This is a genomic window from Massilia sp. UYP34 (assembly GCF_056279385.1).
On the sequence record NZ_JBWBRF010000003.1, the window covers coordinates 17,460 to 31,767 of the forward strand.

Below are 14,308 nucleotides of genomic sequence, written 5' to 3' on the forward strand. Positions count from 1 at the left end.
TGCGGAAAGTGCGCGCATTTTATCAGGTTTGCGACCCGAAAAACTATTTTCGGCGACTGCGGCCATTTCGCCGGAAAGTCCTGCTAAAAGTCGAGATTGCGTCCTAATCGGGCCCGGCTCGCCGGGACCAATTGGGACGCGGTTTTTATCAATTCATTACTTTACTGATTAATTCATATACATGCCGCCATTCACGTGCAGCTCGGTGCCCGTGATGTAGGCGGCCGTCGGCCCGGCCAGGAACGCCACCGCGTGGGCGATGTCTTCCGGCAGGCCCAGGCGGCCCAGCGGAATCTGGGTCAGTAGCGCCTCGTGCTGCCCTTCACCCAGCGCGCGGGTCATGTCGGTATCGATGAAGCCCGGGGCCACGCAGTTGACGGTGATGTTGCGGCTGCCGATCTCGCGCGCCAGCGCACGGGTCATGCCGGCCACACCGGCCTTGGCGGCCGCGTAGTTCATCTGGCCCGGATTGCCGGCCGCGCCGACCACCGAGGTGATGCTGATGATACGACCGGCTTTGGCCTTCATCATGCCGCGTAGCACCAGGCGCGACATGCGACCGACGGCGGTGAGATTGGTGGCGATCACGTTGTCGAACTCGTCGTCCTTCATGCGCATGGCCAGGTTGTCCTGGGTGATGCCGGCATTGTTGACCAGGATCGACAGGCTGCCGAAGCCCTTCTGCACGTCGTCCACGACTTGCGCGCAGCCGGCCGCGTCGAGCACGTTCAGGACCACGCCCTTGCCGCCGAACTCGGCCAGATAGTCGGAAATCGCCTGCGCGCCCGACTCGCTGGTGGCGGTGCCGACGACCTTGGCGCCCTGGCGCGCCAGTTCCAGCGCGATGGCCTTGCCGATGCCGCGCGATGCGCCGGTGACAAGGGCGACTTGATTCTGCAGATTCATGGTTTTCCTTTATCTTTTATTCGGAGAGCGACGCCAGCACGCGCTCCAGCGCAGCCTGGTCGACCAGCGCTTCGCCGGCCAGGTTCGCATCGATACGCTTGGCCATGCCGATCAGGGTCTTGCTCGGTGCGCATTCGATGACCTGGGTCACGCCATCGAGCGCCATCTTCTGCATGGTCTCGACCCAGCGTACCGGACCGGCGGCCTGGCGCACCAGCGCGTCCTTGATCTGCTCGGGATCGTTCAGCACGGCGACGTCGACGTTGTTGATGACGTCGATCTGCGGCGCGGCGAATTTCAGCTCCGCCATATAGGTACGCAGGCGGTCGGATGCCGGCTTCAGGAGCGACGAGTGGAACGGCGCGGATACCGCCAGCTTCATGGCGCGCTTGGCGCCCTTGGCCTTGGCGATCTCGCAGGCGCGCTCGACGGCGGCGGTATGGCCGGCGATCACGATCTGGGTCGGCTCGTTGAAGTTCACGGCCTCCACCACTTCGCCCTGCGCTGCCTCAAGGCAAACGGCCTGCACATCGGCGGCCTGCAGGCCGAGGATGACGGCCATGCCGCCCTGCCCGACCGGCACCGCGTCCTGCATCGATTGCGCGCGGAAGCGTACCAGCGGCACGGCGTCGGCGAACGGGATCACGCCGGCCGCCACCAGGGCCGAATACTCGCCCAGGCTGTGGCCCGCGACCACGCTCGGCGCCGGGCCGCCGGCCGCGATCCAGGCGCGGTAGACGGCAACCGCGGCGGTCAGCATGACCGGCTGGGTATTGGTGGTCAGGTCCAGGTCTTCCTTCGGTCCCTCGGCGATCATGCGCTTGAGGTCGAAGCCCAGGGCGTCGGACGCTTCTTGCACCGTCTGATCGACGGTCGGGTTACCGGCGAAGCCGTTCAGCATGCCCACTGCCTGGGCGCCTTGTCCGGTGAACAGGAATGCGAATTTGCTCATCGTTGTTTTCCGTAGTTGTTGTTCTTGGAGGCTGGTGCTCACGCTTACATGCGCGCCAGCACCGCGCCCCAGGTAAAGCCGCCGCCCACGCCTTCCATCAGGACGTTCTGGCCCGGCTTGATGCGGCCGTCGCGCACCGCCTGGTCGAGCGCCAGCGGGATCGAGGCGGCCGAGGTATTGCCGTGCTCGTGGACGGTGACGACCATCTTTTCCAGCGGCAGGCCGAGCTTCTTGGCGGTGCCGTTCATGATGCGGATGTTCGCCTGGTGCGGCACCAGCCAGTCGACGTCCGCCGGGCGTACGCCGGCGTGATCCAGCACTTCGTGCGCCACCTGCTCCAGCACGGTGACAGCCAGCTTGAACACCGCCGGGCCGTCCATGTGCAGGAAGCCGCTGCCGGCGACCGCGCCATTGGCCAGGTTGCCCGGGATCGACAGGATGCCGGCATGGCTGCCATCGGCATGCAGGCGGGCAGCCAGGATGCCCGGCTCGTTCGAGGCTTCGAGCAGCACGGCGCCGGCGCCGTCGCCGAACAGCACGCAGGTGGTGCGGTCGCTGAAGTCGACGATACGCGAGAACACTTCGGAACCGATCACGAGCACGCGCTTGTGGTTGCCGGCGCGGATGAAGGCGTCGGCGGTCGAGACCGCGTACACAAAGCCGCTGCACACGGCGGCCACGTCGAAGGCGGCGCTGCCGCTGGCCATGCCCAGCTTCTGCTGCACGATACATGCCGTGCTCGGGAAGCTGCCGTGGAAGTCGGGAGTGGAACTGGCGACGATCACCAGGTCGACATCGAGCGGGGTCTTGCCGGCCATCTCGAGCGCGCGGCGGGCGGCGTGCACCGCCAGGTCGGACGAGAGTTCGTCGGCCGCGGCGAAGTGGCGCGCCTCGATGCCGCTGCGGGTGAAGATCCACTCGTGCGACGTCTCGACGCCCTGCTGCGCCAACTGCGCGGCGAGCTGGTCGTTGGTAACGCGATTGGCTGGCAGGTAGCTGCCGGTGCCGGTAATTTTGCTATACATGGTCATTGCTTCACCATTCTGCTGGGTTATTGCGCCTGGCGCTGGCTGTCGAGCGTCGGCGCCGGCGCGACTACGGGCGCCGTTACCGGGGAGCTTGGCATCAGTTCGGCGATCAGGGCCGACAGGTGCTCTTGCACATTATTGTGCGCGGCATCGTAGGCGCGCTTGATCGCCCACTCGAAGGCATAGGCACCGGCGCCGCCGTGGCTCTTGAACACCAGGCCCTTGAGGCCCAGCAGGCCGGCGCCGTTGTAGCGTTCCGGATTGAGCTTCTTGAGCGACTTGCGCGCCAGCAACGCGCCGAGCATCGACAGGACGCTTTCCTTGAACGTGGCCTTCATGAAACGCGACAGGCCTTCAATCGCCTTGAGCATGACGTTGCCGACGAAACCGTCGCACACGACGACGTCGACCGTGCCCTTGAAGATGTCATTGCCTTCGACATTGCCGAAAAAGTTGAGTTTGCCACGTTCGGCGTCGGCGCGCAGCAGCACGCCGGCGGCTTTCACCGCCTCGTTGCCCTTGATGTCCTCGGTGCCGACGTTGAGCAGGCCAATGGTCGGGCGCGGGATGCCCTCGATCGCCGAGCACAGCACCGATCCCATGATGGCGAACTGGTGCAGGTGGTCCGGCTCGCAGTCGACGTTGGCGCCGAGGTCAAGGATATAGGTCGGGCCACCCTTCTGGTTCGGCATGATCGAGCAGATCGCCGGGCGGTCGACGCCGGCCATGGTCTTGAGCACGTAGCGCGAGACGGCCATCAGGGCGCCGGTATTGCCGGCCGAGACGCAGGCGTGGGCGCTGCCATCCTTGACGGCCTCGATCGCCACCCGCATCGACGAATCCTTCTTGCGGCGCAGGGCCACTTCGACCGGGTCGTCCATCGTGATGACTTCGGAGGCGTGCTTGACGGTCAGGCGCGGGTTGTTCTCCGCATGATGCTTCTTGAGTTCTGCGCGCAGCACCTCTTCGACGCCCACGAGCACGAGCTCGGCGTCAGCTTGCTTTTTGAGGAAGGAGATGGCTGCCGGAATGGTAACTGAAGGGCCGTGATCGCCGCCCATGCAGTCAATGGATATTTTAATTGTCATTTGTTGGAGATGCCGCGGCTCACGCAGGACGAGCGGCGAGAGGGGATCGGGTCGTGGCGCACATGCGCACGGGATCCAGGCTGTTCAACATGACGGTGCCAGGAGCGTCGGGACGGACTCCCAGGATGCAGCCGGTTACTGAGCAGATGCCAAAGAAAAAGCGGCGCCACGCAGATAACATACGTTGCGCCGCTTTCATGATGCTAAAAGCCAGAACGTCGATTACTCGTCGTTCTTGGTCTTCAGGACCTTGCGGCCACGATAGAAGCCGTTCGGCGAGATGTGGTGACGCAGGTGGGTTTCGCCGGTGGTCGGCTCGACTGCCAGGTTCGGGGCGGTCAGAAAATCGTGCGAACGGTGCATGCCGCGCTTCGATGGGGATTTCTTGTTCTGCTGAACTGCCATGATAACTCCTAGTACAAAGTTCTAAAATTTTAACACATTCGATAGGCAAACCAGCTGCAAATCGAGTATCTCGGCGGCAAGCTTTTTGACGACTGCCGACATGTTGAACGCTGCTACAACTACCGCGAATGCCATACTCGATTGCACGCGTTTGACACGTTTTTTTGCAGATTTTGGACGACATTGTTTCTACGCTGCCGCCACCGTACTGCGAAACCTGTAATGCTGATTGTTGTTACTATTTCTTCTTAGTCCGTCTTCAGGTTCTTCAGAGCGGCGAAAGGCGACACTTTATCGGTTTTCAGGCGATCGAGCAAGCCCGTATCCGGACAAACATCGTGCCGCGGCGATTGCGGCAAGGCCAGCAGGGCCTCGTCCTCGAGCAACTCGCGGATGTCGCAGCTGCGGCTGCCGACGATCACGTCGATGCTTTCATCGTCGAGGATTGCCTCGATCGCGTCGGCATCCTCGTCGTTCTCGCCCAGCACCAGCATGGTCGACGAATCGATCTCGTAGTCCATAGGCTGCAGGCAACGCTGGCACACCAGCTTGACATGTCCGGCGACCGTGAGGGTCAGCGACGGATACGCCTGGCGGGTCCGGCCGCCCTGGATGGACCAGCGGATGTCGCCGCCCTTGTCCGTGCTTTCGGCGGCAAGACGCGGCATGTCGACCAGGGGCGTAGCGCCTTCACGATGGCCGTCGTTCTTGCAAAACTCGAAGGCGTCGATGACAAAAGCGCTCATTTAGAAAGTCACCCCGGAAAACCTGCGATAATAGCAGGATTTTCGCACCAGCGTCAAAAAACCGTCGCATTCTTCCGGCGTATTCTCCCGACGTATTCTCGAACACCAGCGCCATGATACCTATGCCTTCGCTCATCCTCGCTTCGAGTTCCGCCTACCGCCGTGAACTGCTCGAGCGCCTGGGCCTGCCCTTCGAAACCGTCGCGCCCGACATCGACGAGACCGCGCTGGAGGGCGAAGCGCCGCCCGCCACCGCGCTGCGCCTGGCGCGCGAGAAGGCGCAGGCCGTAGCAACCCTGCACCCCGGCGCGCTGGTGATCGGCTCCGACCAGGTCGCCACGCTGGACGGGCTGCAGATCGGCAAGCCCGGCGACCATTCACGCGCGCTGGCCCAGCTGCAGCTGATGCGCGGGCGCGAAGTCGTGTTCCATACCGCCCTGTGCCTGTGGGACGGCCGCGTTGCCGACCCGCGCCAGGCGGCCCAGCTCGAGAACGTGCAGGTGCGCGTCGCTTTCCGCGACCTGCCAGACCATGAACTCGACGCCTACCTGCGCATCGAGCAGCCCTACGACTGCGCCGGCAGCGCCAAGAACGAGGGGCTCGGCATCGCCCTGCTCGAACGCGTCCAGTCGGACGACCCCACCGCCCTCACCGGCCTGCCGCTGATTGCCCTGACCGGCATGCTGCGCAAGGCCGGCGTCCCCTTCTTTGGCGGCTGACTCATCAATTTCTTTCCATCATGCCCGGCACCCTGTACCTGATTCCGAACACCCTCGGCCCGACCGACGCCACCCCAGGCTCCCTGAACGCCCTGCTCCCGACCCAGGTGCAGGCGCTGACCAGCAAACTCGATTACTTCGTGGCCGAGAACGCCAAGACCGCGCGCGCCTTCCTGAAACTGATCGCGATCGACCACCCGCTGGCCAAGCCCCTGCAGGAAATCGAGATCGCGGAACTGAACGTGAACACGCCGCCGGCGGCGCTGGCGCAACTGCTGGCGCCGCTGCTGGCGGGCCGCGACGCGGGCCTGGTGTCGGAAGCCGGCGTGCCCGCCGTGGCCGACCCCGGCGCCGACCTGGTGCGCCTGGCCCACCAGCACGGCATCAATGTGCGTCCGCTGGTGGGACCGTCGTCGCTGCTGCTGGCCGTCATGGCCAGCGGCCTGAACGGCCAGAGCTTCGCCTTCAATGGCTACCTGCCGACCGATGCAGCGCAGCGCAGCAAGCGGATCCTGGAACTGGAAAAGCGCTCGCGCGCCGAGCGCCAGACCCAGTTGCTGATCGAAACGCCGTATCGCAACGGCGCCATGTTGGAGGCGTTGGCGGCGAGCTGCCAGCCGGGCACCCTGGTCTGCGTGGCGACCGACCTGTCGCTGCCGAGCGAATCGGTGCGCACCTTGACGGCGGCCAAGTGGAAGACGGCGCTGGCGGCCAATAAAGGGCCGGACTTCCACAAGAAGCCGACCGTGTTCCTGTTTTTGGGTCAGTAATACCCGGGCAGTCATCCTGGCGCAGTCAAGCTCGCGCCAGTACTGCGGCCGGGCGCGCCGCTACGCGCTCACGAAAAATTCACGCAACCGGCGCTGGCTGCTGGGCGTCGTGGGTCAATTCGCGCACCCAGTCGAAGGCCGCCAGCTCGATCTCGCGCACTTCGGCCACCGTCAGGCCGATCTTCTTGAGCGCGCAGGTCAGCTTGCTGCCGCCTTCGGCCGCCTCGAGCAGTTCGGCGATGCGCAGCATGGTGCCGAAGTCGCCTTCGCGCGCAAGCAGGGCCTGGCGCACGTCGTGCGCGATGTCAACGTGGGCCAGGATGTCGGCCATCGGCACCGAGAACAGGGCTTCGGCCAGCGACATGATGCCGACCGTAAAGGCGCGGTCGGCGCTGGCGGTGTCGCCCGGCCGCACGCGCAGGGTCATCAGTTCGAGCAGCTTGCCGCGCGTCGTGGCCAGCTGCAGCAGCGGCGACTTCAGTTCGACCTTGGCGCCGGCCGCGGTATAGAGCAGGATCTGCAGCCAGCGCCCCAGCTGGCGCCGGCCGAGCTGGACCAGGGCCTGCGACAGCGACTCGATGCGCGGACCCGGCACCGCGCGGCTGTTCACCAGGCGCAGCAGGTTCAGGCTGATCAGGGCGTCGCGCTTGACGGCGGTCTCGATCGCCTGGCTGTCGGCGTTCGAGTTGACCAGTTCCAGCAGGCGCAGGATGGTGATCTCGGACGGCGTGATCTTGCGTCCGCTCAGAATGGCGGGACGGGCAAAATAATAGCCCTGGAAATACTCGAAGCCCAGTTCCATGCACAGCTTGAATTCGTCGATGGTTTCGACCTTCTCGGCCAGCAGGCGCTTGCCGGTGGCGCGCAGCGAGTCGACCAGTTGGGCCAGCTCGTTCGGGGCAACGCCCTTGACGTCGACCTTGATGATGTCGACCAGCTGCACCAGCTTGTCGAGCTCGCTCGAATGCTCGACCACATCGTCGACCGCGAACTTGAATCCCAGTTCCTTGAGCTCGGCCACCCGCGCCAGCAGTTCCGGCGTCGGCTCCACCGTCTCGAGGATTTCCAGGATCACCTTGTGGGATGGTAAGAAGCGCACGAAGTCGCTCATCAACACCACTTCGTCGACGTTGACGAAGGCAAGCTGCTCGCCCACCACCTGCTCCATGCCAAGCTGGGATGCATGCGAGATGACGGCGGCGGTGGCTGCCGCGCCGTCGGTCAGCTTGGCGTCGTCATCCTCGCCGGCGGCACGGAACAGCAGCTCGAACGCCACCAGATGCTGGTCGCGCCCAAGGATGGGCTGACGCGCAAGAAAGAAATCATCGGCCGGCACGGAGACCGCTGCCGTTGCATCGGCGTGCATCGAAAAATACTCCTGGAAACAGTCACGGCAGCGCGCCGCGCCCGATGGACGGCACGCGCCACCCATCTACGCCGACTATACTACAAGAATGCCAATCTTAGCATTTCGACATCGAATCGTACGACGCTCGGGTCAGCCGCGACCACCACCGCCCTGGCGGGTGCGCCCGGTGCGCGGCGCGCTCGGCGCCGCCGGCCGGGCGGCGTCGTTGCGCGCGCTGCGCGCTGCACCATCGCGCGGGCCGGCAGCCGCGTCGGCGCGCGTGCGCGCGGCGCTGCTGCGTGGCGCGCCATCACGCGCCGCCTTGCCTGGTTGCGCCCCATCGCGCGCCGCACTGCCGCGTGGCGCGCCATCGCGCGGCGCGGTGTTGCGTGGACCATCCGCGCGCGCCGGCCTGGCCGGGGCGGCCGGCGCTTCGTCGGCGCGCGGCATGCTCTGGCCTGGCAGGCGCAGGCTGCCCTTGCCCGACAGCGGGCTGGCGCGGCGCGCATTGCCCACCGGCGCGCGCGGCGCGTCGCCCACCATGCGGCCGGCGGCTGCGCCCGTCACCTGCACGCCCTTCTCGATCGTGAAGCGGGCGCCGGCGTCCTTGCCCAGCACGCGCACCAGGTAGGGCATGACTTCGCGTAGGATCGGCTCGAGCGTGTACGGCGGATTCAGGATGAACATGCCGCTGCTGTGCAGGCCGGTGCCGTCCGGGGTCGGGGTAGTGGTGGTGAACGTGACGTTGAGCCACTCCTTGGCCGGCAGGCGCTTGAGGCGGTCGGCGAACTGGCGCGACTCCATGCGCTGCAGCACGGGATACCAGATCGCATAAATACCGCTTGGGAATTTACCCAGCGCCTCGTCGAGCGCGTCGCGCACCCGCTTGTAGTCGTCCTTGATCTCGTAGGGCGGATCGATCAGCACCAGCGCGCGGCGCGACGGCGGCGGCAGCAGCGCCTTCATGCTGTGGAAGCCGTCGCCATGCTCGATGATCACGCGGCGCCCGCGCGAGCGCTCGCCCTGCTCGGCCTTGTGCGCGTCGAGCTTGCGGAAGTTATCGGCCAGGATCTTGCAATCGGCCGGGTGCAGTTCGAACAGGCGCAGGCGATCCTGCTCGCGCGACATCTGCTCGGCGACGTAGGGGGAACCCGGGTAATAGCGCATCTTGCCGCTCGGGTTCATCCCCTTGATCAGGTCGAGGTATTCCTTCAGCGCGGCCGGGACATCGGTGCAGGTCCACAGCGGGCCGATGCCGGTATCGAACTCGGCGGTCTTGGTCGCCTGAAAACTGTCGAGCGCATAGACGCCGGCGCCCGAGTGGGTGTCGATATAGGTATAGGCGGCATCCTTTTGATTCATGTACAAGTGCAGCTGCACCTGTACGAAATGCTTGAGGACATCGGCGTGGTTACCCGCGTGGAAGGCGTGGCGGTAGCTCAACATAAGCTGGAATTCCTAAAAGAGGTTTGCCGCGAGAAATTTGGCGGCAGAATCAGGCGCCATTATCCACTACAACCGACTGCGGCTGGGAATTCCAGTAGGGTCGGCGGCTATGCCGCCGACGCGGTGATGGTTGACAGCGAGATCATCCGGTATGAAATCGGAACCGCTGGCAATCACCGCGTCGGCGGCATCGCCGCCGACGCTACGATCACGCTACCTTTTTGTCTTCGAAGAACTGTTCGTCCTCCGTCGAGCCATGCAATGCGGTGGTCGAGCTCTGGCCCTGCTGGATGGCCTGGGTCACGGCGTCGAAGTAGCCGGTGCCCACTTCGCGCTGGTGCTTGACGGCGGTGAAGCCCTTCTCGGCCGCCGCGAACTCGGCTTCCTGCAGCTCGACGAAGGCCGACATGCCGCTGCGGGCGTAGCCATGGGCGAGATTGAACATGCCATAGTTGAGCGAGTGGAAACCGGCCAGCGTGATGAACTGGAATTTATAGCCCATCGCGCCCAGTTCTTGCTGGAACTTGGCGATGGTGGCGTCGTCCAGGTTCTTTTTCCAGTTGAACGAGGGCGAGCAGTTATAGGCCAGCATCTTGCCCGGGAATTTCGCGTGGATGGCGTCGGCGAAGCGGCGCGCGAACTCGAGGTCGGGCTTGCCGGTCTCGCACCAGACCAGGTCGGCATAGGGCGCATAGGCCAGGCCGCGCGCGATCGCCTGCTCGATGCCGGGCTTGACGCGGAAGAAGCCCTCCACCGTGCGCTCGCCGGTGCAGAATTCCTTGTCGTTGGCGTCGACGTCCGAGGTGAGCAGGTCGGCCGCCTCGGCATCGGTGCGGGCGATGACCAGGGTCGAGGTGCCCATCACGTCGGCGGCCAGGCGCGCGGCGTTGAGTTTCTCGACCGCCTCGCGGGTCGGCACCAGCACCTTGCCGCCCATGTGGCCGCATTTCTTGACCGAAGCCAGCTGGTCTTCGAAGTGCACGCCGGCGGCGCCCGCCTCGATCATCGACTTCATGAGCTCATAGGCATTGAGCACGCCGCCGAAGCCGGCTTCGGCATCGGCCACGATCGGCGCGAAGTAATCGATGTCGTCCTTGCCTTCAGACCATTGGATCTGGTCGGCGCGCTGGAAGGTGTTGTTGATGCGGCGCACGACCAGCGGCACCGAGTTGGCCGGATACAGCGACTGGTCGGGATACATTTCGCCGGCGGCATTGGCATCGCCCGCCACCTGCCAGCCCGACAGGTAAATCGCCTTCAGTCCGGCTTTCACCTGCTGCATGGCCTGGTTGCCGGTCAGGGCGCCGAGGGCGTTGACGTAGGGCTCGTCGTGCACCAGCTTCCACAGTTTGTCGGCGCCGCGCTTGGCCAGCGTGTGCTCGATCGGGACCGAGCCACGCAGGCGAACGACGTCGGCCGCGGTGTAGTTGCGGGTCACACCTTTCCAGCGTGGATTGTTGTCCCATTCCTGCTGCAGTTCGGCGATTTGCTGTTCACGGCTAGTCATGATGTTCTCCTGAAGTCGACGGCATGATTGAAGGTGGTGCGAATCCGTTGACACCATCATAGCCCGCTTTGTGCGCAGCACCATCACTCTTATATAAGACAGATAAGTAAAATTTTAGGCTGTAAATTCAATGACTTGAATTGAACATTCCGCGATATGGAATAAAATTTCTTCCCGTGAGAACAAACCGGGGTGCGCATTTGCTGCGTATCCCACATTGCAGGACCATGATTTCGCATCGTGAAAACAACGAGGGCGCGGCCATTGCCGCGCCCTCGTTGCCGGACCATCGCCTGATTACTTGGCGAGGTCGACCGTCTCCTCGCCGAACACCAGTTCGCCATTGCGCACCCGCACCGGGATCGTGTCCTTCGGTCCGAAGCGGCCGGCCAGGATCGCCCTGGACAGCGGGTTCTCGATCTGCTGCTGGATCGCGCGCTTGAGCGGGCGCGCGCCATACACCGGATCGTAGCCGGCCTCCGCGATCTTCTGCAGCGACTCGTCGTCGATGTCGAGCGTCATTTCCATCTTGGCCAGGCGCGCCTCCAGGTTGTGCAGCTGGATGCGGGCGATGGCGCCGATGTTCTTCTCGTCGAGCGCATGGAACACCACGATCTCGTCGATCCGGTTGATGAACTCGGGACGGAAGTGGCCGCGCACCTCGGCCATCACGGCCAGCTTGACCACTGCCGGCTCGTCGGTGTCCATCGACTGGATCCGGTGCGAGCCCAGGTTCGAGGTCATCACGATCACCGTGTTCTTGAAGTCCACGGTGCGGCCCTGGCCATCGGTCATGCGGCCGTCATCCAGCACCTGCAGCAGCACGTTGAACACGTCCGGGTGCGCCTTCTCGATCTCGTCGAGCAAGATCACGCTGTAGGGCTTGCGGCGCACGGCCTCGGTGAGGTAACCGCCCTCTTCGTAGCCGACGTAGCCCGGCGGCGCGCCGATCAGGCGCGCGACCGAATGCTTCTCCATGAATTCGCTCATGTCGATGCGGATCAGCATATCCTCGGTATCGAACAGGAAGCCCGCCAGCGCCTTGCACAGCTCGGTCTTGCCGACCCCGGTCGGGCCCAGGAACATGAAGGAGCCGTACGGGCGGTTCGGGTCCGACAGCCCGGCGCGCGAACGGCGGATCGCGTCCGACACCGCCACGATCGCCTCGTCCTGGCCCACCACGCGCTTGTGCAGCTCGTCCTCGATGTGCAGCAGCTTGTCGCGCTCGCCCTGCATCATGCGCGCCACCGGGATGCCGGTCGCGCGCGAGACCACTTCGGCGATCTCCTCGGCGCCCACCTGCGTGCGCAGCAGCTTCGGCTTCTTGTTGTCGGCGTCGGCACGGGCCGTGGCTTCCTCGGCCTGGCGCAGCTGCGCTTCCAGCTCCGGCAGGCGGCCGTACTGCAGCTCCGACACCTTCTGCCAGTTGCTCTGGCGCTTGGCCTCTTCCATCTGGAAGCGGACGCGCTCGATCTCTTCCCGGATGTGGGTGGTGCCCTGCACCGCCGCCTTCTCGGCCTTCAGCACTTCTTCGTAGTCGTTGTACTCGCGCTCCAGGCGCGCGATCTCTTCGCCCAGCAGTTCCAGGCGGCGCTGCGACGCCTCGTCGGTTTCCTTGCGCACCGCCTCGCGCTCGATCTTCAGCTGGATCAGGCGCCGCTCGAGGCGGTCCATGACCTCGGGCTTGGAATCGATCTCGATCTTGATCTTGGCTGCCGCCTCGTCGATCAGGTCGATCGCCTTGTCGGGCAGGAACCGGTCGGTGATGTACCTGTGCGACAGCTCGGCCGCGGCGATGATCGCCGGGTCGGTGATGTCCACCTGGTGGTGCAGCTCGTATTTCTCCTGCAGGCCGCGCAGGATGGCGATGGTCGCCTCCACGCTCGGCTCGTCGACGATGATCTTCTGGAAGCGGCGCTCGAGCGCGGCGTCCTTCTCGACATACTTGCGGTACTCGTCGAGCGTGGTCGCGCCGACGCAGTGCAGCTCGCCGCGCGCCAGCGCGGGCTTGAGCATATTGCCGGCGTCCATGGCGCCTTCGGCCTTGCCGGCGCCCACCATGGTGTGGATCTCGTCGATGAAGACGATGGTCTGGCCCTCATCTTGCGCCAGCTCCTTCAGTACGCTTTTCAGCCTTTCTTCGAACTCGCCGCGGAACTTGGCGCCGGCCAGCAGCGCGGCCATGTCGAGCGACAGCACGCGCTTGCCCTTGAGCGAATCGGGCACCTCGCCGTTGACGATGCGCTGGGCCAGGCCCTCGACGATCGCGGTCTTGCCGACCCCGGGTTCGCCGATCAGCACCGGGTTGTTCTTGCTGCGCCGCTGCAGCACCTGGATCGCGCGCCGGATCTCGTCGTCGCGGCCGATCACAGGGTCGAGCTTGCCGGCGCGGGCGCGCTCGGTCAGGTCGAGCGTGTATTTTTTGAGGGCTTCGCGCTGGCCTTCGGCCTCGGGCGAATCCATCGTTTCGCCGCCGCGCACGGCCTGGATCGCCGACTCCAGCGACTTGCGCGCCAGGCCGTTTTCGCGCGCCAGGCGGCCGGCGTCGGACTTGTCTTCGGTCAGCGCCAGCAGCACCATCTCGGACGACAGGAACTGGTCGCCGCGTTTCTGCGCCTCGCGGTCGGCCAGGTTGAGCAGCGCCATCAGGTCGCGCCCGACCTGGACGTTGCCGCCGGCGCCGGTCACTTTGGGCTGGCGCTCGAGCGCCGCTTTCAGCGCATTGGTCAGCGCGCCGACATTGACGCCGGCGCGCTGCAGCAGCGAGCGCGCGGCCCCATCGTCCTGGTTCAGCAGGGCGAGCAGGAGGTGGACTGTTTCGATGTACTGGTTATCGTTCCCGACCGCCAGGCTCTGGGCGTCCGCCAGGGCTTCCTGGAGCTTGGTCGTCAATTTATCTTGCCGCATGGTGGTGCTCCCTCGATGTAGTTCTTAGCGTGAGAGCAAAATGGGGGTGGGGGCACGGTTTTCAAGGCGGCCGGCGCCGCCCGCGGCGACTAGCCGCGCAGCGCGCGCCAGGTGGCGAAGCCGGCCGCGCACAGCAGCAGCGAGCCAAGCAGGTGCAAGGCCGTGTGCGCCAGCGCCCAGCCGACCTCGCCGCGCTGCAGCAGGGTCACCGACTCGCCCGAGAAGCTGGAAAAGGTCGTCAGGCCGCCGAGAAAGCCGGTGATCAAAAACAGGCGCCACGCCGGCGCCAGGTCGGGCTGGCCGGCGAAAAAGCCGAGCGCCAGGCCCACCAGGTAGCCGCCGGCCAGGTTGGCCGCCAGCGTCCCGACCTGCACCAGGCCGTGCAGGCCACCGAGCCACAGGCCCAGGCCCCAGCGCAGCCAGGCACCGAGCGCCGCGCCCAGGCCGACCGCGGCGAAGCCCAGCGGCGTCACCAGGCCACCCACG

Annotated in this window: 13 protein-coding genes; 2 read left to right on the forward strand and 11 right to left on the reverse strand. The window is 65.2% G+C overall.

The features are described from left to right. Positions 1 to 168: 168 nt before the first annotated feature. The 6 genes from fabG to ACZ9AQ_RS06760 all read right to left on the reverse strand — a co-directional run bounded on the left by fabG (position 169) and on the right by ACZ9AQ_RS06760 (position 5,125). On the reverse strand, positions 169 to 906 hold the full coding sequence (gene fabG / locus ACZ9AQ_RS06735; RefSeq protein WP_429202871.1) for a 3-oxoacyl-ACP reductase FabG: 738 nt from the start codon (positions 904 to 906) through the stop codon (positions 169 to 171). Positions 907 to 922: 16 nt separating this feature from the next. Then, a complete protein-coding gene (fabD, locus tag ACZ9AQ_RS06740) occupies positions 923 to 1,858 on the reverse strand; it encodes an ACP S-malonyltransferase (RefSeq protein WP_429202873.1) in 936 nt (311 codons plus the stop codon). Between the two features lie 44 nt (positions 1,859 to 1,902). Next, positions 1,903 to 2,889, reverse strand: a complete 987-nt coding sequence (locus ACZ9AQ_RS06745) for a beta-ketoacyl-ACP synthase III (protein WP_429202875.1) — start codon at positions 2,887 to 2,889, stop codon at positions 1,903 to 1,905. A gap of 20 nt (positions 2,890 to 2,909) precedes the next feature. Continuing rightward, positions 2,910 to 3,974, reverse strand: coding sequence for a phosphate acyltransferase PlsX (gene plsX / locus ACZ9AQ_RS06750; protein WP_429202877.1), 1,065 nt, complete (start codon positions 3,972 to 3,974; stop codon positions 2,910 to 2,912). Between the two features lie 222 nt (positions 3,975 to 4,196). Then, the gene (gene rpmF, locus ACZ9AQ_RS06755) at positions 4,197 to 4,379 is read right to left on the reverse strand and encodes a 50S ribosomal protein L32 (protein WP_005666806.1); all 183 of its coding nucleotides are present in this window, start codon (positions 4,377 to 4,379) and stop codon (positions 4,197 to 4,199) included. A 248-nt stretch (positions 4,380 to 4,627) separates the two neighbouring features. Then, entirely contained in the window at positions 4,628 to 5,125 is a 498-nt protein-coding gene (locus tag ACZ9AQ_RS06760; protein ID WP_429202879.1) for a YceD family protein, read from the reverse strand. A 122-nt stretch (positions 5,126 to 5,247) separates the two neighbouring features. Here ACZ9AQ_RS06760 and ACZ9AQ_RS06765 point away from each other — a divergent pair, with 122 nt between their 5' ends. Further along, complete coding sequence (locus ACZ9AQ_RS06765; RefSeq protein ID WP_429202881.1) at positions 5,248 to 5,844, forward strand: Maf-like protein; 597 nt, start codon at positions 5,248 to 5,250, stop codon at positions 5,842 to 5,844. 20 nt (positions 5,845 to 5,864) lie between these two features. Then, positions 5,865 to 6,614: an SAM-dependent methyltransferase gene (locus ACZ9AQ_RS06770; protein ID WP_429202883.1), complete on the forward strand. Its 750-nt coding sequence runs from the start codon at positions 5,865 to 5,867 to the stop codon at positions 6,612 to 6,614. Between the two features lie 79 nt (positions 6,615 to 6,693). Here ACZ9AQ_RS06770 and ACZ9AQ_RS06775 read toward each other — a convergent pair whose 3' ends face one another. The 5 genes from ACZ9AQ_RS06775 to crcB form a co-directional block, all read right to left on the reverse strand. Next, on the reverse strand, positions 6,694 to 7,980 hold the full coding sequence (locus tag ACZ9AQ_RS06775; protein WP_429202885.1) for an EAL and HDOD domain-containing protein: 1,287 nt from the start codon (positions 7,978 to 7,980) through the stop codon (positions 6,694 to 6,696). Positions 7,981 to 8,112: 132 nt separating this feature from the next. After that, positions 8,113 to 9,408 carry a 23S rRNA (adenine(2030)-N(6))-methyltransferase RlmJ gene (locus ACZ9AQ_RS06780; RefSeq protein ID WP_429202887.1) on the reverse strand — a complete coding sequence of 432 codons (1,296 nt, stop codon included), beginning with the start codon at positions 9,406 to 9,408 and terminating at the stop codon, positions 8,113 to 8,115. Positions 9,409 to 9,616: 208 nt separating this feature from the next. Beyond that, positions 9,617 to 10,915: an isocitrate lyase gene (gene aceA / locus ACZ9AQ_RS06785; RefSeq protein ID WP_429202889.1), complete on the reverse strand. Its 1,299-nt coding sequence runs from the start codon at positions 10,913 to 10,915 to the stop codon at positions 9,617 to 9,619. Between the two features lie 297 nt (positions 10,916 to 11,212). Further along, positions 11,213 to 13,822 carry an ATP-dependent chaperone ClpB gene (clpB, locus tag ACZ9AQ_RS06790; RefSeq protein WP_429202891.1) on the reverse strand — a complete coding sequence of 870 codons (2,610 nt, stop codon included), beginning with the start codon at positions 13,820 to 13,822 and terminating at the stop codon, positions 11,213 to 11,215. 89 nt (positions 13,823 to 13,911) lie between these two features. Then, positions 13,912 to 14,307, reverse strand: coding sequence for a fluoride efflux transporter CrcB (gene crcB, locus ACZ9AQ_RS06795; RefSeq protein ID WP_429202893.1), 396 nt, complete (start codon positions 14,305 to 14,307; stop codon positions 13,912 to 13,914). Between the last annotated feature and the right edge of the window lies 1 nt (position 14,308).